Source organism: Micromonospora chalcea (assembly GCF_028768405.1).
In the GTDB taxonomy this organism is placed as follows: Bacteria; Actinomycetota; Actinomycetes; order Mycobacteriales; family Micromonosporaceae; genus Micromonospora; species Micromonospora chalcea.
Map to the genome: position 1 here is coordinate 4,109,985 of NZ_CP118233.1, position 22,491 is coordinate 4,132,475.

Consider the following 22,491-nt stretch of genomic DNA (forward strand, 5'->3'; position numbering starts at 1 on the left):
GGCCGGTCAACGGGCGAGCCGGGCCGGTCAACGGGCGAGCCGGGGCGGGCTGCGGAGACACGGGCGCAGGCGACGCGGGCGTGGAGGCGGGCGGCCCAGAGTCGGGCGCGGGCGGCGGAGACGTCGATGCGGGGAGCCGGCGCGGGCGCGGGGCCGGCACCGCGGGCGGCGGGGGCAGCTCGGCGGGGCGCGGCGCCACGAACGGCGCGCCGGCTACCGGGGCCTCGGGCGTGTTCGGACGGCACGCCCGGATCGCCCGCAGCGTGGTGTGCACGTCGAACTGGTGGCCGTCGTCGCTGTCCCAGCCGCCGTCGCTGCGCTGGGTCTCGGCGAGCCGCCTGCGCGCGGACACCAGCAGCCACTGCTCCTCGCCGACGTCGACCCGGCGCAGCGTGGCGGCGAGCCAGGCCACGTCGGCCGGGGACATCCGGGGGATCCGGTCGGCCAGCACCGCCTGGATGCGCGCCGACTCGTAGTACATCTGCTGGCGGTGCAGCACCGCGGCGGCGAGCCAGCCGGCGGGCAGGAAGGACGGCCAGCTTCCGTCCGGGGCGAGCTGGGCGGCGAGCGCCTGGGCCGCCGCCTGCACCACACCGGCGTACGCGCCGCCGACCCGGTGGTCCAGCGGCCCGGCGGCCCGGGCGTCCAGCCCGGCCACCGTGAGCCAGAATCCGGCGTTGGCGGTCTGGTAGAGCCGGGCCTCCGGATCGCCGGGGGTGGCCCATTCGGGGGCGAGCCCGGCCAGCGACGGATCCTCGTCCCAGCCGCCGTCTGGTAGTTGCCGGGCGGCCAGCCAGTCCAGCGCGTGCCGGGCCGCCGGGCGGCCGAGCGCGCCGAGGTCGTCCAGCTCGGCCAGGCGGAAGCAGGTCGCGTCGATCGAGGCGACTTCGCCGTCGAGTACGGCGGGCCAGCCGCCGCCCGGCGCCGGCCCGGACTCGGCGGCGTCGAGCACGTCCGACGGCACCGGAGCGCCGGTGCGCAGCCGGGAGAGACGGGCGCGGTCCACCGCGTCTCCGTGAGCGACGACGAATCCGATCGCCGCGTCCAAGTCCACCACGGCCCTGACGGTACTGGCGCGGCCGGGGTTACGCCTCGGTAGCTCGGTCAGGGCCGGTACCGCCCACCGGTCGCCGAACGCATCCACCTGCGGGTCGGGCGACCAGGCGTTTGTCCACGCCACGGGGTACGGAAAGCACGATGGGCCCGCCCGGGGAACCGGGCGGGCCCATCGACACGACTCAGTACGACGGCAGGGACGGGTCGATCTGCTTGACCCAGGACAGCACACCGCCCTGGACGTGCACGGCGTCGTTGAAGCCGGCCGCCTTCAGCGCGGCGAGCGCCTCGGCCGAGCGGACGCCGGACTTGCAGTGCAGCACGATCTGCCGGTCCTGCGGGAACTTCGCCAGCGCCTCGCCGGAGAGGATCTCGCCCTTGGGGATGAGCGTCGAGCCGGGGATGCGGACGATCTCGTACTCGGCGGGCTCGCGCACGTCGACCAGGAAGATGTCCTTGCCGGAGTCCTGCCAGTCCTTCAGCTCCAGCGCGGTGATGGTCGAGTCGACCACCGCCTCCTGTGCCTCGTCGGAGACCGCGCCGCAGAAGTCCTCGTAGTCCTCCATGAGGTCGGTGAGGGTCGGGTTCTCGCCGCAGAGCACGCAGTTCGGGTCCTTGCGGACCTTGATCTTGCGGTAGCTCATCTCCAGGGCGTCGTAGACCATCAGCCGGCCGACGAGCGGCTCACCGATGCCGGCGAGCAGCTTGATCGCCTCGTTGACCTGGATCGACCCGATGGACGCGCAGAGCACGCCGAGCACGCCGCCCTCGGCGCAGGAGGGGACCATGCCGGGCGGCGGCGGCTCCGGGTAGAGGCAGCGGTAGCAGGGCCCGTGCTCGGCCCAGAACACCGACGCCTGGCCGTCGAAGCGGTAGATCGAACCCCAGACGTACGGCTTGCCGAGCAGCACCGCGGCGTCGTTGACCATGTACCGGGTGGCGAAGTTGTCGGTGCCGTCCACGATCAGGTCGTACCGGGAGAAGATGTCCCGGACGTTCTCCCGGTCCAGCGCGGTGTTGTGGATCTCCACGTTGACCAGCGGGTTGATCTCGCGGATCGACGCGGCGGCGGACTCGGCCTTGGAGCGGCCCACGTCGGAGACGCCATGGATGACCTGGCGCTGCAGGTTCGACTCGTCGACGGTGTCGAAGTCGATGATGCCGAGCGTGCCGACACCGGCCGCGGCCAGGTAGAGCAGGGCCGGCGAGCCGAGGCCGCCGGCGCCGACACAGAGCACCCGGGCGTTCTTCAGCCGCTTCTGCCCCTCGACCCCGACGTCCGGGATGATCAGGTGGCGCGAGTATCGGCGGATCTCGTCTACGGTCAGCTCGGCGGCGGGTTCGACGAGCGGGGGCAACGACACGGTGGACTCCCCGGGATCGGCGGTGTGACCGCGCCATTGTCGCTCGCCCGGGCGGGGATCGGCCATGATGAGGGACACTCGGCCCGAACTGCGGGACCGGGAATAACTCAGACCCCGTCGGTGGGCTCGCCGGAGTATCGGGCCCCGTCGACGTACGGCCAGGCGTTCGGCAGGCAGCCGTCCAGCCCGTACGTCTGCTGCTGCATCACCGGGGCGGGCGCGCCGGGCGCGGGGCACGCCTGGTGCAGCTCGCCGAACTCGTGCCCGACCTCGTGGTTGATCACGTAGGTCCGGTAGACGTCCAGCGGGGCGCCGTAGTCGGGCACCGCCGTCATCCAGCGGGCCAGGTTGAGCACGACCCGGCCGGGCAGCCGGCAGGAGGTGTACCGGTCGGTGCGCAGTCCGCCCTCGGCGCACATCCGCTCCGAGGTGACGGGGGTGGCGAGGTAGACGGTGAAGTCGGCGGCGGCCGCCTCGGGCACCCGCTGCACCCGCAGTTCCCCCGACGCGATCCAGCTGCGCGGGTCGCCGAGCACCGCGTCCACGGTGGCGGCGAAACCGTCGGCGTCCTGCCCCGTACCGTGCTCGACCTCGACCCGGTAGCGGCGCAGCGGCCCGGCGTGTCCGCGTACCGGGGATCGGCCCTGGGCCACGGCGAACGTGCCGGGGCCGGCGGTGGGGTAGCCGGTCGGCGGCGCGGCCGGGACGTCGGCCTCGGCGGCCCCGCGGGCGAGCGACGGCTCGGCCGCGAGCGACGTCCCGCCGGGCCCGGGGGCGTTCAGCCGGGTGACGCCGACCGCTCCGCTGCCGGCGGCCAGCAGCATCGCCAGCAGCAGCACCGAGCGGCGGCGACGACGGCGCATGCGGCGCACCGTGGGACGCTCGGCCGGGTGACGGGGCGGCGGTCGGCGGCGCGGCTCGGCGTGCATGTCGTAAGGGGACGACGAGGTCATGACACCAGCGTGCCATGCAATTCGGGCATTTAGCTGCTTTTGCCGCCTATGCCGCGAATGTTCTTCACGAACCGGCGGTCACAGGCTCGGCCCGGCGTACCGCTTCCCGCCCACGTAGGGCCACGGGTTCGGGCGGCAGCCGTTGAGGAAGAGCGTCTGCTGCTGCATCACCGGCGCGGCCCGCCCCGCCCGCGGACACCCCTCGTGCCGGTGCCCGAGCTGGTGGCCCACCTCATGATTGATCACGTAGAGCCGGTAGTCGTCGAGCGTCATCCCGGCGGCGACCAGGTGCGGCGCGGAGGTCCGCCACCGGTCCAGGTTGATCACCACCTTGCCCGGAACCCGGCAGGACGTGTACGGCACCCCGCCCACGCGGATGTCGATCCCGCCCGCGCCACACAACCGCCGCGCCGTCTCCCGGGTGGCCAGGTAGATCGTGAAGTCGTACCCGCTGCCCGGCCCGACCCGCTGCAACCGCAGCCGGCCCCCGTCCACCCAGCTCCCCGGGCCGGCCAGCGCCCGCTGCACCGCCTCGCCGAAATCGCGGACCTGCTCGCCCGAGCCGTTCTCGACCGCCACCCGGAACCGCTGCAGTGGCCCGGAGCGGCCCAGCAGGCCGCCGGGCCGGTCGTCGTAGCCGAAGCTGCCCCGCCCCTTCGCCGGCCCCGGGTCGGACAGCGTCAGCACCGGCGGCGGCGAGGAACTGGGCGTCACCACCGGCGACGGGGACACGCTCGGCGGCGTCCGCGTCGGCGCCGGCGGCTGGGCCACGAACCCGTCGGTGACCCGCGTCCCCGCCCCCGCCGACGGAAGTTGCAGCGCCGCGCCGACGCCGACCGCGGCGACGGCGAGGAAGGCGCACACCACGAGGGCGGAGCGCCAGGGACGAGCGGAGGCCCGGGACCGGGCGGTGCGGGGAGGGCGTGAGCTGGGCATCCGGCTCAGCCTGCCATGTCGCGCCCCGTTCCGCTCTCCCCCGCACCGGCGTCCGGCGACGACGGCTCGCCGAGCAGCCCCAGCACCGCCCGCGCCACCGTCCGCGGGACCTCCAACTGCGCCACGTGCCCGACGCCGTCGAGCATCAGCAGCCGGCTGTCCGGGATCACGCGGGCCGCCTGCGGCGCCACCCGGACGTCGACCAGGCGGTCCTGCCTTCCGCCCACCACCAGCGTGGGCGCCCGCACCGCCGCCGCCTGCCGCCACAGCGCGCCCTCCCCCGGCAGGTACGAGCGAAGGAAACTGCCGACCAGTCCCCGGAAGGTACGCACGTACGCGGCGGCGTGGTGCGCGGCCTCGTACCGGACCCGGATCTCGTCGATCGCCTCCTGCCGGCGCTGATCGCTGATCCGGGTCAGGTCCGCGACGCACGCCTCCATCACCTGCTGCGCCGCCACCTCGGGCGTGAACTGGGCCAGCCGCCAGGCGGCCAGCCGCTCACCACGGGGGATCGCCAGCAGCGGAAGCATCCGCCCCTGCAACGAACGCCGGAAGTCCAGGAACGGCAGGGCCGGCGAGATCAGGGTGAGCGTGCGGACCAGGTCCGGCCGCAGCGCCGCCACCCGGACCGAGATCGCGCCGCCGAGCGAGTTGCCGAACAGGTGCACCGGCCCCCGGTCGGTGTGCTCGATCCAGCGGATCACCCGGTCGGCGAAGGCCGGGATGGTGTAGCGCGGTCCGGGCTCGCTGCGCCCGAAGCCGGGCAGGTCGATCGCCTGGCCGTCGAGCCGGCCGGCGAGCAGGCCGGCCAGGTCGGTCCAGTTCTGCGCGGACCCGCCGAGGCCGTGCACGTACAGCGCCGGTTCCGCGCCGGGCCCGGACGCCGGGGTCTCCCGGACGTGCACGAGCGTGCCGTCGAGCCGGACGTGCCGGCCGGGCCAGGGCGGCGGGACCTCGTGCGCGGGGAGGCTGTGCTCCGGCCAGAGTGCGGCGCGTTTCATGTCTCCAGTCTTCCCCGCGCGCGCCGTACCGCACACCGTTCAGGCGAGCAGCGCCTCCAGCCGCCGGTTCACCGCCGCCAGCGTGGCCCGCACGACCGCCTGCCGGGGATCCCCGGCGACCAGGGCCGACCCGGCCAGTTGCTCCACCCAGCCGTCGCAGACCAGCAGCACGACAACGGTCGCCACCTCGCAGTTGCCGAACGGCACCACCGCGGCGTGCTCCACGAAGCACCGGCCGTGCTCACCGGCCGGGACGCCCCGGCCGAGCAACTCGTCCACCGCCGCGGCCGCCGCCACCGCGCACAGCCGCAGCACGTACCCGTCGACGGCCGGCCCGGTCGCGTGGCCCTCGGCGGTCCGGTCGCCCGCGATCAGGCGGACCTCAGTGGTGGCGTCCAGGCCGAACGTGCTCACCAGGACGTGCTCGATGACCACCCGGGGCCCGGGCGCGCCGCCGGTGTCGAGCGGTCGCGACGGCGCGGTCTCCGTCGTGGTCATCTGCCCGCCGGAGTACGAGGTGCCGAGCGTCACCGGGCTGCCGGTGGACATGCCGGTCGGCGCGGCGGCCAGCGACGTCTCGTCGACAGCGGCCCGGCCCCGGTGGGTGGCCTGCCGGCGGCGGCGCGGCGGCTCGTCGCCCTCGGCCGGGGCGTCGGCCGGACGCGCCGCGCGGTCCGTGCCGCCGAACCGTCCCTCACCGGAGCGGTTCGCGGCCGGGCGCACCACACCGGTACGCGTCGGCGTCTCGTCCCCGGCCGGTCCGGGCTCGTCACCGTTGCGGGGCGCGGGCACCGCCGTCCGCGTCTCGTCCGGCAGGGCGCGGGCGTGGATCGGCCCGGGTGAACGGCCCTCGCCCGCCCGTGCCTCACCGGCCCGGTCCAGCCGGGCCGATCGGCGGCGCAGTGGGGCCGGCGGCGGCACGACCGGCGCGCCGGGCAGGTTCTGCGGCGCCGCCGCCAGGCCCATCCGTTCCTGGAGCAGCCGGGCCACCAGGCGGCTGACCTCTGCCGGGTCCGCGCCGTCGGCCAGGTCGAGCCGGAGGCTGTGTGCGCCGGCCGGGGTACGGCGCAGCGCCGCGTCGCGTACGCCGGCCACCTCGCGGACCGCGTCCAGGATCGCGTTGACGTCGAAGCCCTCCGGGCGCTCACGCAGCGGCGCGGGTTCGTCGTCCCGGCGCAGGTGGGTGGCGATGCGGGCGAGTTCGGGGGTCTCGGCGGACGGTTCCACTGCGGGCGGCTCCGGCACGACTGGCACGTCCGGCTCGGCGGGGACGCGCTGCGGCAGCACCACTGGGGCCGGTTCCTCCGGTCGGGGCTCGGTGGCCGCGTCGGCGGCCGGCACGGGTTCCGGCGCGGACCGGCGGGCGGCGTAGGGGGGCGCGCTCGCCGGCTGGGGCGCGGAGGTGCGGTCGGTGTGGGCCGCGCCGCTCGTGGCGGGGACGCCGGAGATCGGCCGCGCCGGCACACCGGAGATCGGCCCGGCCGGGACGCCGGACGTCGGCCGGGCCGGCACGCCCGAGATCGGCTGTGCCGGGAGGCCGGAGGCGGGCTGCGCCGGGACTCCGGAGATCGGCCGGGCAGGGGCGGCCGGCGGCTGCCGGGGATCGTCGGCGGTCTCACCGGTGGCCCGGGTCGCGGGGTTGGCGACGGGCGCGGCGGCAGGCGGCGGCCCGGCGGGCGCGGCGGGGTAGCCGGGGAACGTCGGCGTGTACCCGCCGGCCGGGGCGGGTGGGGCGCTCGCCGGCTCGGGACCGGTGGCCGGGTTCACCGGCGGGACCGGCACCGGCGGCCCGGCCCACGAGGGTCGCTCGTACCCGTGCGGTGGCTCGCCGTCGCCCCGGGCCAGCCGGAACGGCCGGGTCGCCTCACGCGCCGGCTCCGGACCGGCGCCCGGCTCGGACTCGTACTGGCGCGGCGGTTCCGGCTCGTACGGCCGGGTCGGTTCCGGTCCGGCGGCCGGCTCGGCGCGCAGCGGCTCGTACGGCCGTACCGGCTCGGGCCGGGGCGGCTCGTAGCCGGACGGCGGCTCGACGCGGGCCGGCATGTACGGCCGCACCGGCTCGGGCGCCCACTCGGCCGCGCGCTCGTCGCGGGCCGGCCGGTCGTCCCAGCCCGCCCGGTCGTCCCAGCCCGCGCGGTCGTCATGGCCGGCACGGTCGTCGTGGGCCGCGCGGTCGTCGTGGCTGGCACGGTCGTCGTGGCTGGCACGGTCGTCATGGGCCGAGCGGTCGTCGCGGGCGGCGCGGCGGCCGGCGGTGTCGTCCTCCCGCTCGCGCCGGTCGGCGGGCTCCGCGGCGCGGCGCGCCGCCGGCTCGTCGGTGCGGGCCCACGGCGGGGCCCAGCCGTCGCCCCAGCTCGGGCGGTTCCAGGACGGTCCGGACCAGTCGGGTTCACCGGCGCCCGGGTCGTCCGCGGCGGGCTCCCGGGAGTCGGCGGCGGCCCGGGGCCTGGCGGCGCCCGCCGGTCCGTCCGGCGGGCGGACGTCGCCCACGGGCTGCGCGGAACGGCCGGCCGGGTCGGCGGACGGCTCGCCGGGCGCACGGTCGGCCCAGCCACGGGAGAGCGACGGGGTGGACTCGGTGTTCGGCGCGTGGAAGCCCGGTGGCACCTCGAAGCCGGATGCGGCGGCGCCGACCGGCGGCACCTGCAGGGCCGGGGGCGCGGAGGCGGGGCCGCTCTCGGCCCAGCGGGGCGCGGCGGCCGGGTCGTCGGCGGCGTGCCGGGAGCCGGCGGCGTCGGCCGGGTTCACCTGCTGCTCGGCCGGGGGCGCCGGTCGCGGGGCCGGTACGGCCAGCCGCTCGCCGTCGCTCTGCCGGGGCGGTTCGTCCGCCGGCGGGGCACTGACCGGCGCCTGGCGGGTCACGCGCGACTCCTCCCCGGCGTGGTGCACGCCGTTGACGTGGCGGCCGTTCACCGGTCCCGGCTCCGGTCGGCCGGGTAGCGGAGCCGGCAGGTCACCGTGCCGGGGCGAGGAGGCGGCCCAGCCGCCGAGATCGCCGTAGGGCCAACCGCCGGGCGCCGGAGCACCACGGGACCAGCCGTTCGGCGGGGGCGCCCAACCGCCGCCGGTACGGGCTGGTTCGTCCTGCCGGCCCGTCCCGTCGCCGTGCTCTCCCGGGGTGGCGGCTCCGGGTTGCCCTGTTTCACTCACCGCGCGCTCCTTGGTCGCCCCCGCTGAGGCTACCGTGTGGTGACAGTGGCGATAAGTTACAGCGGCGGGCCAATTCCGCGACGGGTTCACGAACCCGCACCGGTTCGGGTGATACGTGCCGGCTCGTACGCAGATACTCGGAGGTTCCCATGACCGCAGTGGGGAACGGTGCACAGACCGCCGGTCGGCCCACCCGCCTGCCCCGCTCGGCACGCCGTAAGCAGCTGCTCGCCGCTGCTCAGGAGGTGTTCGTCGCGCAGGGCTACCACGCCGCCGCGATGGACGACATCGCCGAGCGGGCCGGGGTCTCCAAGCCGGTGCTCTACCAACACTTCCCCGGGAAGATGGAGCTCTACCTGGCGCTGCTGGACACGCACTGTGACGCGATAGTGGCAAACGTGCAGGGCGCCATGAGCAGCACCAGCGACAACAAGGAACGGGTCAGCGCCGCGGTCCGCGCGTACTTCGACTTCGTCGACCACGAGAGCGAGGCGTTCCGGCTGGTCTTCGAGTCCGACCTGCGCAACGACCCGGCGGTGCGGCAGCGGGTGGAGCGGGTCGAGCAGGGCTGCATCGCGGCCATCACCGACACGATCATCTCGGACACCGGCGTCAGCCGGTCGCATGCCGAGCTGCTCGCATCGGGCCTGGTCGGCGCCGCCGAGACGGCCGCCCAGTTCTGGCTCGCCGGCGGCCGTCAGGTGCCCAAGGCGGAGGCCGAGGCGCTGGTCGCGGCCCTGTCCTGGCGGGGCATCGCCAGCTTCCCGCTGCAAGGTGAGTCAGCCTGAACATCGGGCCGCCGGATCGGATAGCCTTCCCACGGTGGCTTTTTCGCCCCAGTTGAGGAGGCACAGTGGAGGTCAAGATCGGCGTGCAGTACGCGCCGCGGGAGCTGGTCCTGGAAAGCGCGCAGTCGCCGGCCGAGATCGAGCAGATCGTGACCGACGCCTTCGCCAGGAGCGAGGGCACGCTCTCCCTGACCGACGAGAAGGGCCGGCGCGTGATCGTGCCGGTCGGCAAGGTCGCCTACGTCGAGATCGCCGAGGCGTCGCCTCGCGCGGTCGGGTTCACCGTTCGCTGATTCCCGCGGCGCCGGCCGCCGTGGCGGGCCTCCCGCCACGGCGGCTCAGTTGTTCAGCCCGACCGCCGTCATCCGCGCGGTGTGCGCCTCGGTCAGCCGGCGCAGCAGCCCCGGCACGTCCCCGCCGGTCCGGCCGATCAACGCGCTGAGCGCGCCCCGGTCGGCGGCGGCGACCCGGCCGGCCTGGGACAGCGCCTCCCCGAGCAGCCGCCGGGCCCACATGGAGAGCCGGCCCGCGGCCCGGGGATCGGCCTCGATCGCGGCCCGGATCTCGGCCGCGGCGAACTCGGCGTACCGGGAGTCGTGCAGCACGTCGAGCAGCAGCGTCCGCTCCGGCCCGTCCAGGCCGCCGGCGATCCCGCGCAGGAAGTCGTCGGTGATCGCGTCGCCCACGTACGCCTTCGTCACCGCCTCCGCCCAGTCCCGCGGCTCGGTCGAGTCGTGGTACGCCCGCAGCGCCTCGACGTAGGGGACCATCGCCTCCTCCGGGGTGACGCCCCACGCGGCGAGGCGGTCGGTCAGCCAGCGATAGTGGGCGATCTCCGCGGCGGCCATCTCGCTGAGCGCGGCGCGGCGGCCCAGGTCGGGCGCGAGGCGGGCGTCGGCGGCGAGGCGGTCGAAGGCGAGCAGTTCGCCGTACGCGACGAGCCCGAACAGGTCGATCGCGGCGGGATCGGGGGCGGTGGGACCGGCGGCGGCAGAGCCGGTCGCGGCGGGGTCGGGGGCGGCCACGAGCGCAGGCTACCGGCGCCAACGCTGTGACTCAAGTCACATCGAGCCGCCCCGCGCGCACGGCCACCACCTGGGAATCGGGACGACTCAGGGGCCGTTCAGGTAGGATGAGACAGTTGCCGTGGGCACCGATTCGGTCAGCTTCGCTGATCAAGACCGGTCCCCGACGCGCGTGCGGCCCGGTCCGGCTCGGCGATTCGCCCCCGACCGCGTGGCCCGCGCCACACACCGAACGCGCCCTGAGGACATGAGGGGCGCACCACGAGAGGGCACCCCCACATCCACATGAGCGACCAGATTTCCGGCCAGCCACTGGCCCCCACCGCTCCGGTCCCGCCGGAGGCACCCACGTTCGCCGCGCTCGGCGCGCGGCAGGAAACCGTCGAGGCGCTGGCCGCCGCCGGCATCACCCGCGCCTTCGCCATCCAGGAGTACGCGCTGCCGATCGCGCTGCGCGGCGTCGACCTGATCGGGCAGGCCCCGACCGGCACCGGCAAGACGCTCGGCTTCGGCATCCCGCTGCTGGAGCGCGTGTTCGCCCCGTCCGAGGGCAGCGACGGCGTCCCGCAGGCGCTCGTCGTCGTACCCACCCGTGAGCTGGGCATCCAGGTCGCCAAGGACCTCGACGCCGCCGGTCGCACCCGGGGCGTCCGGGTGCTGCCGATCTACGGCGGCGTGGCGTACGAGCCGCAGATCGAGGCGCTGCGCAGGGGCGTCGAGATCCTGGTCGGCACCCCTGGCCGCCTGCTGGACCTGCAGAAGCAGAAGCACCTGCGGCTCGACCGGGTCCGCGCGCTCGTCCTCGACGAGGCCGACCGCATGCTCGACCTGGGCTTCCTGGACGACGTCGAGAAGATCCTGGCGATGCTGCCGGAGGACCGGCAGACCATGCTGTTCTCGGCCACCATGCCGGACCCGATCGTCGCGCTGTCGCGGCGGTTCCTGCGCCGGCCGGTGACGATCCACGCCGGGCACACCGCCGAGACCGGCCCTTCGCCGCAGACCACGCAGCTCGCGTACCGCACGCACTCGCTGAACAAGGTCGAGATCGTGGCGCGCATCCTCCAGGCGGAGGGCCGTGGCCTGACCATGATCTTCACCCGTACGAAGCGGGCCGCCGACCGGGTCGCCGAGGATCTCGACTTCCGTGGTTTCGCCGTGGCCGCCGTGCACGGCGATCTCGGCCAGGGCGCGCGGGAGCGGGCGCTGCGGGCGTTCCGCGCCGGCAAGATCGACACGCTGGTCGCGACCGACGTGGCGGCCCGGGGCATCGACGTCACCGGCGTCACGCACGTGATCAACTACGACTGCCCCGAGGACCAGGACACCTACACCCACCGCATCGGCCGTACCGGCCGGGCCGGGGCCACGGGTGTCGCGGTGACGTTCGTCGACTGGGACGACATGCCCCGCTGGCGGATCATCGACAAGACGCTCGGGCTGGACATGCCCGAGCCGCCGGAGACGTACCACACCTCCGCGCACCTCTACACCGACCTGGCCATCCCCACCGACGTCAGCGGCACGCTGCCGACCGCCGAGCGCACCCGCGCCGGGCTGTCCGCCGAGGTCGAGGAGGACCTGGGTGGCGGCGGCCGGGCACGCCGGGGCGCGCGTCGGGGTGACAGCCGGGGCCGCGAGCGCGGCGACCGTGACCGTGGTGACCGCGGTCGGGGCCGTACCAGCGACGGCGGGGACGCGCCCGCCGGGCAGGCCGAGGCCGGGGACGGCGAGGCGACCCGTACGCCGCGTCGGCGGCGGCGTCGCCGGGCCGGCGAGACGGTGGCCGGCGAGCCGACCGCGGTGATCAGCACCGAGGGCTCGACCGAGGCCCCCGCCGCACCGCAGGCCGCGGAGGGTGAGACGGCGAGCAAGCCGCGTCGCCGTCGTCGCCGCCGCAGCGGCAGCACCGGCGCGCCCGCCGAAGCCAGCAACGCCGACTGACGAACACCAACGGAAACGGCCTCCCGGACCCCGGTCCCGGAGGCCGTCCCCGTCCCACGACCGCCGGACCCACGCGGTGATCATGAAGTTGACGGCGCGACACGCCGTGCTCACGTACGGCCAACCTCATGATCGACCAGGTCGGCGGGGTGGGTGGAGAACTGGAGAGGTAGGTAGGGATGCCGGAAGCGCTGGAATCGGCGCTCGCCGAGGTACGGACGCTGCTGCTCGCGCCGGGGCTGACCCGGGCGGTGGCCGCCGGGCGGCGTCGTGGGCAGCGTCCCTCGGTGGTACGCGCGGAACTGCGCCCGGTCGCGCTCAAGAGCGGCCCCCGGTTGCAGATCGCCACTTCCGACGGGTCACGGCCGCACACCCGCAACGTGGCGCCGGGAGCCGAGGCCGACGCCGCGGTGGACGAACTGCTCGCCGAGCCGTTCGGCAACTGGCACGTCGAGACCGCCGACGCCACGATCCAGCTCCGGGTGACGAAGTCCGGTGAGGCGCAGGTGCACCGCGCGGCGGCCAGCCGTACCGCCGGCGAGCCGGAGCGGCACGACCGGGCCAAGGAGTGGCTGCTCGACCCGGGTGATCCCCTCTTCAAGGAGATCGGCGGCTCGGCGGCCAAACGCCGGCAGGTCGACGCGTTCCTGCGCGCGCTGGCCGCGACGCTGCCCGACGACCTCACCGGCGCGCTGCGGGTGGTGGACCTGGGCTGCGGCAACGCGTACCTGACCTTCGCCGCCTACCGCTACCTGCTGCGGCGCGGCCTGGACGTGACACTCGTCGGCGTGGACGTACGCGAGGACCAGCGCCGCCGCAACACCGAGCTGGCCGAGCGGCTGGGCTGGGCCGACCGGGTCAGCTTCGTGGCCGGCACCATCGCCGAGGCGCCCGTCGAACCGGCGCCGGACCTGGTGCTCGCGCTGCACGCCTGCGACACCGCCACCGACGAGGCGCTGGCCCGGGCGGTGCGCTGGGACGCCCGCTGGGTGCTCGCCGCGCCCTGCTGCCACCACGACCTGGCCGCCCAGCTCCGGGCGCGCCCGGCGCCGGGGCCGTACGAGCTGCTGACCCGGCAGGGCATCCTCCGGGAGCGGTTCGCCGACGTGCTGACCGACGCGCTGCGGGCCGGTCTGCTGCGCCTGCACGGGTACCGCGCCGAGGTGGTGGAGTTCATCGACTCCCAGCACACGCCGCGCAACCTGCTCATCCGGGCACGCCGGACGGCCGGAGCGCCGACCGACGGGCAGCGCGCCGAGTATCGCGACCTGGTCGGCCAGTGGGGCGTGACGCCCCGGCTGGAGACGCTGCTGGCGGAGCGGGCCTGAGGGGCGCGCTACCGCCCCCGGTCGCCCCGGTTGCGATCGCCCCGGTCCAGCACAGACACGCGCTCACCACGGTTGGCGGGCCGCTCGCCGTCCTCGGCCGCGGTCGGGAACGGCACCACCTTCCCGCCGAACTGCTCGGCGTTGCCGGCGGCGGCGAAGGCGTTCCACGAGATGTCCACGAGCATCCGCTTCAGCTCGGCATGCCGGAGGGCGGCGTTGCGCTGCAACGCCATCCGCGCTCCCAACACCACCGAGGCCAGCGTGGTGCAGATCGCGCCGGTCGCGGCGATCAGGTGTACGCCGGTCGCCTCGCCACCGCGTACCGCCAGCACCAGCAGCCAGATCCAGAAGCCGAGAGCGAACAACGCGGCCTTGGCCACGAAGAAGAGGCTCACCGCGCCGGGGCGATGCGGTACGGGACGGTCCGGCTCGGCCATGCTTCTCCTCCATCGATTCTCAGGGTTCACTCAGCCTATTACCCGAAGCGCATTACCCGAAGCAAGCTTCCGCATTCACCGAGTCCCGCCGACGAGATCTCCGGACCGATCAGTCAGTTACTTCTGCGCCCCGGCGTACTAGGCTCGATCGGCAGAGCCGGGCCACCGGCGGGAGGGGCAGATCCGACAGGGATGGGTTCGGCAGACGTTTCGCCGCAGATGGCCTTCGCGCGCTTCGTACGCCGGGCCATCGACGACGCGCGCGAGGAACGCGGCTGGACGGTCACCGATCTGGCCACCCACACCGGAGTCGGCCGCTCGACGGTGTTCCGCTGGCTGGCCGGCGACTGGCAGGACTACCCCGAACTCGCCAAGGTGCGCGGCTTCTGCGCCGCTCTCGACCTGCCCGTGGCGGCCGCGTTCCGCGCGCTGGGCCTGCCCGACGCCGGTCCGGTGCCGCGCCGCCGAGGTGCCGAGGAGGGTCCGGTGGAGGCCGACGTGCGGGTGATCCTGGACCGGCTGGCCGACCCGAGCGTGCCCGCCGAGGAGAAGCACCACATCCGCGATCTGCTCCGCTACCTGGCCCGCCGCCCGGTCCGCCGCGCCGGCTGACCGAGGGCTCAGGCCACCGTCAGCGTGAACTCGGCGGTCCGCACCACGCCGCCGACCTGGAAGTCCAGGAACATCCGGTAGTTGCCCGGCCCCGGCGCGGTCAGCCAGAACGTCACCTCGTCGCCGTCGCGCACCGGCTCCGGGTGTACGTGCAGGTAACCGAGGTCGCCCTCGCGCAGCGCGACCAGGTGCCCGAACGCGCCGAGGTACGGCTGAAGCGGCGCTGCCGCGCCGTCCGCGCCGGTGATCCGGAACCGCAGCGGCACCGAGCGTCCCACCTCCGGGGTGCCCGTGTACGCGGCGGTGAACCCGTCGACGGTGGCCGACGTCGCGGCGGCGGGCAACGGCCGGGGCCGGTACGCGCCGGGCGCGGCCAGGTCGGCGCCGAGTACCACGGCGACCTGTCCACCGTCGTCGGCGACGGCGGTGAAGTCCGCGTACATCCGCCAGGAGCCCGCCTCGATCGGCCCGAGCGGCACCGACCAGGTGCCGTCGGCGGCCATCGTGGGGTGCAGGTGCAGGTAACCGCTCAGGTCACGGCGCACCACGATCACATGCATCGGCTTGTCGTGCACCACGGCGAACCGGGTGACCGCGCGGCGCTTGTCGTCGCGGATCTGGAAGCGCAGCTCACCGGCGCGGCCGGCGGTCAGCTCGGCGTTCGACGGGACCAGCGTGTAACCGGCCGAGGTGATCGACAGCCCGGCCGCGCCGTCGCCGCCGCCCTGGGTGACGGTGGCGCCGTCGTGGGAGTGCGCGCCGGTGCCGGGCGCGTGGGCGTGCATGCCGCCGTCGCCCGTGGTGGCCCCGCTCGCCGTGGCTGCGGGCCGCGCCGGGTCGGCGGGCGCGTTCATCCGGCCGAGCCCGAAGCCGAGCAGCACGGCGAGCACGAGCCCGCCCACCACCAGGGCCAACCGCAGCGTCTCCCGATCCACCGCGACCGGGCCGCCCGCGGCCACCCCGGCGCGGGGCGGTGTCGCGCCGGCCACGGCGTCGTCGGGGACGACGCCGGTGCCGGACGTGCCGGACGACGACTCAGGCACCGCCGCCGACCAGCTCGTAACCCGCCTCGTCCACGGCGGCACGGACCGACTCGACCGCCAGCGGGGCGTCACTGGTGACGGTGGCGGTGCCACCGGCCAGATCGATCCGGACCTCCTCGACGCCGGGCAGCGCGGACAGCTCCTCGGTCACCGCCCGGACGCAGTGTTCGCAGGTCATCCCGGTCACGGCATACGTCTGGACGACGGGTAGCTGCTCGGTCATGACCCCACGGTACCGCCGGTCACCTGCGGCTCCGCCGACGGTCCGCCGACGGTGGCGACGCTCGCATTCCGGCCGCGCCGGGAACTTTTCGACGGCCGGGACCTGTCACGCGGACGCGACGGGTCAGGCGGCCACCGCGAGCGCCAGCGGCAGCACGTCCGGCGCGCCGGCCCGGCGCAGCAGCCGCGCCACCATGGCCATGGTCCAGCCCGAGTCGACCAGGTCGTCCACCAGCAGCACCGGCCCGTCCAGCCCCGGCAGCGCGTCGGCCAGCTCGTCCGGCAGGCGGAAGGCGTCGTGCAGCGCGCGTACCCGCTGGGCGCTGTTGCCGCGCGGCCCGCCGCCGCCGGACGGACCGGCCGGGACGACGTGGCCGAGCAGCGGCAGCCGGCCCACGGCGGCGATCCGCTCGGCCAGCGAGCCCACCAGCAGCGGTCGCGTCCGCGAGCCGACCGCCACCACGCCCACCGGCCGCCGGGGCCACGGGTCGTCGCCGTGCGCCCACGCCTTCAGCACCTCGACCACGGCCGCCACCACGTCGTCGGGCACCGGGCCGTCGGGCGCCTCCGGCCCGACCAGCCCGCGCAGCCGCCCGCCCCACCCCAGGTCGGAGAGGCGTCCCACGGCCCGGCCGGGCAGCGCCTGCTCCGCCGGGGCGATGCGGCCCTTCAGGGGTACGCCGACCGCCTCCAACCCGGTCGGCCAGAGCTTCTTGGGCGGGATCGGCACGCCGGGGCGCCCGAGGAACGTCTGCGCGGCGGTCAGCGCCTCGTCGGAGACGGCTGCCTCGAACAGCGGGCCGGCGCAGTTGTCGCACCGCCCGCAGTCGGCCGCCCCGGTGTCGTCCAGCCCTTCCCGCAGGTAGCGCATGCGGCAGCCGGACGTCGAGGCGTACTCCCGCATGGCCCGCTGCTCGGCGGCGCGCGCGTCGGCGACGCGCCGCAACCGGGCCTCGTCGTAGACCCACGGCTCGCCGGTGGCGAGCCAGCCGCCGCGCACCCGGCGGACCGCGCCGTCCACGTCGAGCACCTTGAGCATCAGCTCCAGCCGGGCCCGGCGCAGGTCGACCACCGGTTCGAGGGCCTGGGTGGAGATCGGCCGCTCGGTGTCCAGCGCGGCCAGCACGGCGCGGACCTGCTCCTCGGGCGGGAAGGCGAGCGAGGCGAAGTACCGCCAGATGGCCGCGTCCTCCACGCCGGGCAGGAGCAGCACCTCGGCGTGCTCGACGGCCCGGCCGGCGCGGCCGACCTGCTGGTAGTAGGCGATCGGCGAGGGCGGCGCGCCCAGGTGCACCACGAAGCCGAGGTCGGGCTTGTCGAAGCCCATGCCGAGCGCGCTGGTGGCGACCAGCGCCTTGATCTTGTTGTCGAGCAGGTCCTGTTCGGCGGCCCGCCGGTCGGCGTCCTCGGCCTGCCCGGTGTAGGAGGCGACCGACCAGCCCCGGCCGCGCAGGAAGTCGGCCGTCTCGGTGGCCGCGGCCACGGTGAGCGTGTAGACGATCCCCGAGCCGGGGAGCCGGTCCAGGTGGTCGGCCAGCCAGGCCAGGCGGTGCGCCGGGGTCGGCAGATCGAATACGCCCAGGCGCAGCGACTCCCGGTCGAGCGTGCCCCGCAGCACCAGCGCGTCACCGAGTTGCTCGGCCACGTCCTGCGTCACCCGGGCGTTGGCGGTGGCGGTGGTGGCCAGCACCGGCGTGCGCTCGGGCAGGTTCGCCAGGAACGTCCGCAGCCGCCGGTAGTCGGGGCGGAAGTCGTGCCCCCAGTCGGAGACGCAGTGCGCCTCGTCCACCACCAGCAGCCCGGTGGTGGCGGCGAGCTTCGGCAGTACGCCGTCGCGGAAGTCCGGGTTGTTCAGCCGCTCCGGGCTGATCAGCAGCACGTCGACCGCCCCGGCGTGGATCTCGGCGGTGATCTCGTCCCACTCGTCCAGGTTCGCCGAGTTGATGGTGCGGGCCCGGATGCCGGCGCGGGCGGCCGACTCGACCTGGTTGCGCATCAGCGCCAGCAGCGGCGAGACGATCACCGTCGGCCCGTGCCGGTTGCCCTCGCGCAGCAGCGCGGTCGCCACGAAGTAGACGGCCGACTTGCCCCAGCCGGTGCGCTGCACGCAGAGCACCCGCCGCCGGTCGACCACCAGCGCCTCGATGGCCCGCCACTGGTCCTCGCGCAGCCGGGCGTGGTCACCCGCCAGCCGCCGCAGCACCGCTTCGGCGCGTTCCCGTACGGCCGTCCGATCCTGGCTCATCCGGCATTTCTACCAGGAGCGGCGGGGGCCGCCGTCCCTTCCGCGTGTCAGCGGCCGAGTACGGAACCGCCGTTGACGCCGAGCACCTGCCCGGTGACGTACCCGGCGGACGGGCCGACCAGGTAGCTGACCGCCGCCGCGATGTCGTCCGGCACACCGGCCCGGCCGACGAGCGTGGCGGCGACGCGCTTGGCGTGCCCCTCGGGCGTCATCCGGTCGCCGAAGAACTCGGTCTCGGCCACGTAGCCGGGGCTGACCACGTTCACGGTGATCTGGTCCGGGCCGAGTTGGGCGGCCAGGTCGTACGCCCAGCCGTGCAGCGCGGCCTTCGCTGCCGAGTACGGCCCGCCGCCGCCGCGCTGCGCGGCGATCGAGCTGAGCAGGACAACCCGGCCGCCGGGGCGGCGCAGGGCGGGCAGCAGCGCCTCGGTGAGCAGTACGGCGGTGAGCACGTTGGCGTCCAGGTTGGCCCGCCACCAGTCCGCCACCCCGCCGAGCGAATCGGTGGACCCGCCCAGGAATCCACCGGCGTTGTTGACGACGGCGTCCACGGCGCGCTCACCCACGGCGTCCACGACCGCGCCGACCTGCCCCGGATCGGTCAGGTCGGCGACGACGGCCGTGACCGCCCCGTCCCGCCCGCTCTCGTCAGAGATCCGCCGCGCGGCGGCGTCGAGCACGTCCCCCCGCCGCCCCACCACGAGAACGTCGAATCCGTCCCCGACGAGCCCCCGCGCCACGGCAGCCCCGATCCCGGTCCCACCCCCACTGACCACAGCCAGCCGCCGCTCCCCCATGACCGCTCCCCTTCCCCGCTCCCCACTCTCCCCGTTGATCAAGGAGTTTGCGTCATCCTAACCGCGAAATCAGGACACAAACTCCTTGATCAACGGGGTGGAGGGAGGGGGCCGGAGGTCAGCGGGGGCGGTGGAGGGCCTTCAGGAGGGGGGTCACGCGGGAGCGCAGGCTGGCCAGGCCGCCGGGGAAGAAGTAGACGGCCAGGATGAACACCGTGCCCAGGACGAACAGCGGCTGGCTCAGCGGGTGACTGAGGAACGCGGGCAGGCTGTTCACCGCGTCGCTGCTGCCGAACGCGGTGAGCCGGTGGTCCAGGTACATGTAGAGGACGCCGCCCAGCACCGGCCCCCATCGCGTACCGGGGCCACCGAGCACCACCATGACCAGCAGCGACAGCGTCAGCTCCGACGAGGTGATGTGCGGGCTGGCGCCGCCGACGATCAGCACGTAGACCACCCCACCGGCCGACGCGAGCCCGCCCGCGAGCGTGAACGCGACCAGCTTGAACCGGTACGGGTCGAGCCCGAGCACCCCGATCCGCCGCTCGTCGTCGCGCAGCCCGGCCAGCACCCGCCCGGTCGGCGAGGCGCTGACCCGGTGCACGACCAGGACCACTATGGCCAGGTACGCCAGCGCCAGCCAGTACAGGTTCACCGTGTTGGTGACGCCCACCAAGGCAGCCGGCAGCCCCGACACGTCCAGCGGCAGGCCCTCCTCGCCGCCGGTGAGGCCACCGAAGTCGCGGGCCACCAGGATCGCCCCGACCTGCGCGAACGCCAGCGTCACCATGGCGAACGCGATACCGACGGTGCGCAGCGCCACCGCGCCGAGCAGCGCGGCGAGCGTGGTTCCGCCGATCACCGTGAGCACGGCGGCCTGCCACAGCGGCAGCCCGGCCTTGGTGACCAGGATGTCGGTGCCGTACACGCCGGCGGCGAAGTAGAGGGCGTGGCCGAAGGAGAGCATTCCGGTCCGCCCGAACAGCAGGTCGTATCCGGCCGCGAGCCCGCCGAACACCAGGCAGATGGCGAGCAGTTGCAGCGTGCCCGGCGAGTTCAGCGGCCCCTCGAAGATCCCGGGCAGGTTCAGCGTCGAGTACGGCAGGATCGCCGCCACCACCAGGGCCACCAACGGCAGGTACGGACGCAGGCCGTGCCAGCGGGAACGCCCGGGAGTCAGTTCGTCGGGCACCTGCGCCGGAGGCGCGTCGACCACCGAGTTGGTCATGCGTGAGCCACCTTTCCGGCCAGGCCCTGCGGACGCAGCAGCAGCACCACGGCGAGCAGACCGACCACGCACAGGTCGCCCAGCCCGGACGTGCCGTAGTAGTTGACGAACTGTTGCAGCAGCCCCACCGCGACCGCCGCGTACGCGGACCCGACCACCGAGCCCATCCCGCCGATCACCACCACGATGAACGCGAAGATCAGCAGTGAGCCGCCCTGCCCCGGCGAGACGGTGCCGAAGTAGACGCCGCCGAGCGCGCCGGCCAGCGCGGCGGCGGCCCCGCCGATCGCGAAGACCAGCGTGAACGCCTTGCGCACGTCGATGCCGAGCGCCGTCACCATCTCCCGGTTCTCCACGCCGGCCCGGATGATCAGGCCGTACCGGGTCCAGCGCAGGAACGCCAGCAGCGCGCCGAGCACCACGACGGCGGCGACGATCAGCAGCAGCCCGGCGTTCGGCACCTGGGCGCCGAGCACCGATGTGACGCCCCGGCTCCAGTCCGGGCGCGGGAACGGCCGCGGGTCCGCGCCCCAGGTGGCCTGGAGCAGCGCCACCCCGGCCAGCGACAGGCCGACGGTGACGAGCACCTGCTCGATGGTGCGGGAGTAGAGCGGCCGGATCAGCACCAGCTCCACCAGCACCGCGACGAGCGAACCGGCCAGCACGCCGAAGACGACGGCGAACACGAAGCCGAACCCGTCCGGCCCGGCGCCGGGCAGGTTGCCCGAGGCCCACCACGTCGCGTACGCGCCGACGCCGAGGAACAGCCCGTGCGCGAAGTTGAGCACGTCGGCGAGGCCGAACACGAGGGACAGGCCGGAGGCGACGAGGAAGTACAGCGCCGCCAGGCCCAGCCCGGTCAGCGTCAGCAGGACCACGGTGTTCACGCGTGCACCTCCCCGGAGCCAGAACCCACACCGAGCAACGACTTCGTCAACGCGGTCTCCAGCAGCAACTCCTGGGCGTCACCGGTCCAGGCGACCTTGCCGGCGGAGAGCACCACCGCGTCGGTCGCCAGCCGCCGTACCACCGCCAGGTTCTGCTCGACCAGCAGCACCGGCACGGATTCCGCGACCCGTTCCAGCACCTCGGCCACTTCGGTCACCACCTTCGGCGCCAGCCCTTTCGTCGGCTCGTCGACGAGCAGCAGCCGGTTGTCGTTGAGCAGCACCCGGCCGATCGCGAGCATCTGCTGCTGCCCGCCGGACAGCGAGCCGGCCCGTTGCCGTCCGCGCCGCTCCAGCTCCGGGAAGAGCGAGAAGACCTTGTCGTACGCGGGCGTGACGCCGCGCCGTTCGGCCAGCCGCAGGTTCTCCGCGACGGTGAGCCCGGCGAAGACGCAGCGGTCCTCCGGCACGTAGCCGAGACCGTCACGGACCAGCCGGTGGGTGGGGCGGGCGAGCAGGCTGCGCGCCCCCATGCGTACGCTGCCGCGCACCTCGCCGCCGCGCGGCGTCAGCCCGACGATCGCGCGCAGCGTGGTGGTCTTGCCGACGCCGTTGCGCCCGAGCAGCACCGTCACGCCGGTCGGCGCGACCTCGAACGACACGCCCTGGAGGATGTGCAGCCCGGCGATCCGCACGGACAGGTCCGCCACGGACAGGACAGGTTCCGCCATCAGAGCGCCTCCCCCAGGTACGCCTCCTGCACTGTGGCGTTCGCCATCACCGTCTCCGGGGTGTCGCACGCCAGCAGCGCGCCGTGGTGCATCACGGCGATCCGGTCGGCCAGTTCCAGGATCACGTCCATGTGGTGTTCCACCATGAGCACCGCCCGGCCGCTGTCCCCGGTCAGCGACTTGATCACGCTGACCAGCTCGGGCACGTCCTCGGCGCTCACCCCGGCCATCGGCTCGTCCAACAGCATCACCCGGGGTTCACCGGCGAGCAGCAGCGCGATCTCCAGCTTGCGCTTCTCGCCGTGGGCCAGGGTGCCGGCGAGCGCCGTACCCCTGTGGTGCAGGCCGACCCGGTCGAGCGCCGCGTCGGCGGCGGCGGCCACCTCCCGGTCGGCCGCCGCCCGCCGCCACAGCTTCATCGAGCCACCCCGGTGTGCCTGTACGGCGAGCCGGACGTTCTCCCGCACGCTCAGCGAGCCGAAGACCGAGGACGCCTGGAAGGTACGCCCCAGTCCGAGCCGGGCACGCCGGTGCGGCGCAAGCGCGGTGATGTCCGCGCCGTCCAGCAGGACCGTGCCCTCGGTGGGCCGGCGCAGGCCGGTGATCAGGTTGAACAGGGAGGTCTTGCCGGCGCCGTTGGGCCCGATAACGCCGAGGAACTCCCCCGGCGCCAGATCGAGGTAGACGGAGTCGACGATGGCGACCTCACCGATCCGCCAGGTCAGACCGCGGGTGGCGAGCATC

General features: G+C 74.8%; 20 protein-coding genes and 1 pseudogene. 5 read left to right on the forward strand and 16 right to left on the reverse strand.

Annotated elements, in window-relative coordinates; all coding sequences use genetic code 11:
- Positions 1-238: 238 nt before the first annotated feature.
- The 6 genes and pseudogenes from PVK74_RS31150 to PVK74_RS31155 form a co-directional block, all read right to left on the reverse strand.
- Positions 239-1,108, reverse strand: a pseudogene (locus tag PVK74_RS31150) (hypothetical protein); the annotation flags it as partial.
- A 130-nt stretch (positions 1,109-1,238) separates the two neighbouring features.
- On the reverse strand, positions 1,239-2,486 hold the full coding sequence (moeZ, locus tag PVK74_RS18075; protein ID WP_176722780.1) for an adenylyltransferase/sulfurtransferase MoeZ: 1,248 nt from the start codon (positions 2,484-2,486) through the stop codon (positions 1,239-1,241).
- Between the two features lie 41 nt (positions 2,487-2,527).
- Positions 2,528-3,373, reverse strand: a complete 846-nt coding sequence (locus tag PVK74_RS18080; protein WP_104115501.1) for a DUF3152 domain-containing protein — start codon at positions 3,371-3,373, stop codon at positions 2,528-2,530.
- 78 nt (positions 3,374-3,451) lie between these two features.
- Entirely contained in the window at positions 3,452-4,309 is an 858-nt protein-coding gene (locus PVK74_RS18085; RefSeq protein ID WP_113973470.1) for a DUF3152 domain-containing protein, read from the reverse strand.
- A 5-nt stretch (positions 4,310-4,314) separates the two neighbouring features.
- Positions 4,315-5,310, reverse strand: a complete 996-nt coding sequence (locus PVK74_RS18090; RefSeq protein WP_274476848.1) for an alpha/beta fold hydrolase — start codon at positions 5,308-5,310, stop codon at positions 4,315-4,317.
- A 39-nt stretch (positions 5,311-5,349) separates the two neighbouring features.
- A complete protein-coding gene (locus tag PVK74_RS31155) occupies positions 5,350-8,460 on the reverse strand; it encodes a hypothetical protein (RefSeq protein ID WP_338020346.1) in 3,111 nt (1,036 codons plus the stop codon).
- Between the two features lie 149 nt (positions 8,461-8,609).
- Here PVK74_RS31155 and PVK74_RS18100 point away from each other — a divergent pair, with 149 nt between their 5' ends.
- Complete coding sequence (locus PVK74_RS18100; RefSeq protein ID WP_030502929.1) at positions 8,610-9,248, forward strand: TetR/AcrR family transcriptional regulator; 639 nt, start codon at positions 8,610-8,612, stop codon at positions 9,246-9,248.
- A 65-nt stretch (positions 9,249-9,313) separates the two neighbouring features.
- Entirely contained in the window at positions 9,314-9,541 is a 228-nt protein-coding gene (locus PVK74_RS18105) for a DUF3107 domain-containing protein (RefSeq protein WP_030502928.1), read from the forward strand.
- A gap of 45 nt (positions 9,542-9,586) precedes the next feature.
- Here the strand turns inward: PVK74_RS18105 and PVK74_RS18110 are convergent, their stop codons facing one another.
- A complete protein-coding gene (locus tag PVK74_RS18110) occupies positions 9,587-10,273 on the reverse strand; it encodes a ferritin-like fold-containing protein (protein ID WP_274476850.1) in 687 nt (228 codons plus the stop codon).
- Between the two features lie 285 nt (positions 10,274-10,558).
- Here PVK74_RS18110 and PVK74_RS18115 point away from each other — a divergent pair, with 285 nt between their 5' ends.
- Both PVK74_RS18115 and PVK74_RS18120 read left to right on the forward strand, forming a co-directional pair.
- Positions 10,559-12,217 carry a DEAD/DEAH box helicase gene (locus tag PVK74_RS18115; RefSeq protein WP_043328172.1) on the forward strand — a complete coding sequence of 553 codons (1,659 nt, stop codon included), beginning with the start codon at positions 10,559-10,561 and terminating at the stop codon, positions 12,215-12,217.
- A 179-nt stretch (positions 12,218-12,396) separates the two neighbouring features.
- A complete protein-coding gene (locus PVK74_RS18120) occupies positions 12,397-13,545 on the forward strand; it encodes a class I SAM-dependent methyltransferase (protein WP_210887631.1) in 1,149 nt (382 codons plus the stop codon).
- Between the two features lie 8 nt (positions 13,546-13,553).
- Here the strand turns inward: PVK74_RS18120 and PVK74_RS18125 are convergent, their stop codons facing one another.
- On the reverse strand, positions 13,554-13,982 hold the full coding sequence (locus tag PVK74_RS18125) for a hypothetical protein (RefSeq protein WP_113973475.1): 429 nt from the start codon (positions 13,980-13,982) through the stop codon (positions 13,554-13,556).
- A gap of 192 nt (positions 13,983-14,174) precedes the next feature.
- Between PVK74_RS18125 and PVK74_RS18130 the strand changes: the two genes are divergently transcribed.
- The gene (locus PVK74_RS18130) at positions 14,175-14,594 is read left to right on the forward strand and encodes a helix-turn-helix domain-containing protein (RefSeq protein ID WP_043328166.1); all 420 of its coding nucleotides are present in this window, start codon (positions 14,175-14,177) and stop codon (positions 14,592-14,594) included.
- An 8-nt stretch (positions 14,595-14,602) separates the two neighbouring features.
- On the opposite strand, the gene PVK74_RS18135 is transcribed toward PVK74_RS18130, so the two are convergent.
- The 8 genes from PVK74_RS18135 to PVK74_RS18170 all read right to left on the reverse strand — a co-directional run bounded on the left by PVK74_RS18135 (position 14,603) and on the right by PVK74_RS18170 (position 22,490).
- On the reverse strand, positions 14,603-15,637 hold the full coding sequence (locus tag PVK74_RS18135; protein WP_069088023.1) for a hypothetical protein: 1,035 nt from the start codon (positions 15,635-15,637) through the stop codon (positions 14,603-14,605).
- Positions 15,630-15,860 (reverse strand): heavy-metal-associated domain-containing protein, encoded by a 231-nt coding sequence (locus tag PVK74_RS18140; RefSeq protein ID WP_043328162.1) that lies wholly within the window; start codon positions 15,858-15,860, stop codon positions 15,630-15,632. Before PVK74_RS18140 ends, PVK74_RS18135 begins: the two co-directional genes overlap by 8 nt.
- 123 nt (positions 15,861-15,983) lie before the next feature.
- Positions 15,984-18,104, reverse strand: a complete 2,121-nt coding sequence (locus PVK74_RS18145; RefSeq protein WP_274476854.1) for a RecQ family ATP-dependent DNA helicase — start codon at positions 18,102-18,104, stop codon at positions 15,984-15,986.
- A gap of 47 nt (positions 18,105-18,151) precedes the next feature.
- Positions 18,152-18,901 carry an SDR family NAD(P)-dependent oxidoreductase gene (locus PVK74_RS18150; RefSeq protein ID WP_210872121.1) on the reverse strand — a complete coding sequence of 250 codons (750 nt, stop codon included), beginning with the start codon at positions 18,899-18,901 and terminating at the stop codon, positions 18,152-18,154.
- A 118-nt stretch (positions 18,902-19,019) separates the two neighbouring features.
- Positions 19,020-20,129, reverse strand: a complete 1,110-nt coding sequence (locus PVK74_RS18155; protein WP_043328156.1) for a branched-chain amino acid ABC transporter permease — start codon at positions 20,127-20,129, stop codon at positions 19,020-19,022.
- Entirely contained in the window at positions 20,126-21,016 is an 891-nt protein-coding gene (locus tag PVK74_RS18160; RefSeq protein ID WP_174535301.1) for a branched-chain amino acid ABC transporter permease, read from the reverse strand. Before PVK74_RS18160 ends, PVK74_RS18155 begins: the two co-directional genes overlap by 4 nt.
- Entirely contained in the window at positions 21,013-21,747 is a 735-nt protein-coding gene (locus tag PVK74_RS18165) for an ABC transporter ATP-binding protein (protein WP_274476856.1), read from the reverse strand. Before PVK74_RS18165 ends, PVK74_RS18160 begins: the two co-directional genes overlap by 4 nt.
- Positions 21,747-22,490, reverse strand: a complete 744-nt coding sequence (locus PVK74_RS18170; protein ID WP_043328151.1) for an ABC transporter ATP-binding protein — start codon at positions 22,488-22,490, stop codon at positions 21,747-21,749. The genes PVK74_RS18165 and PVK74_RS18170 overlap by 1 nt, the downstream gene beginning before the upstream one ends.
- Between the last annotated feature and the right edge of the window lies 1 nt (position 22,491).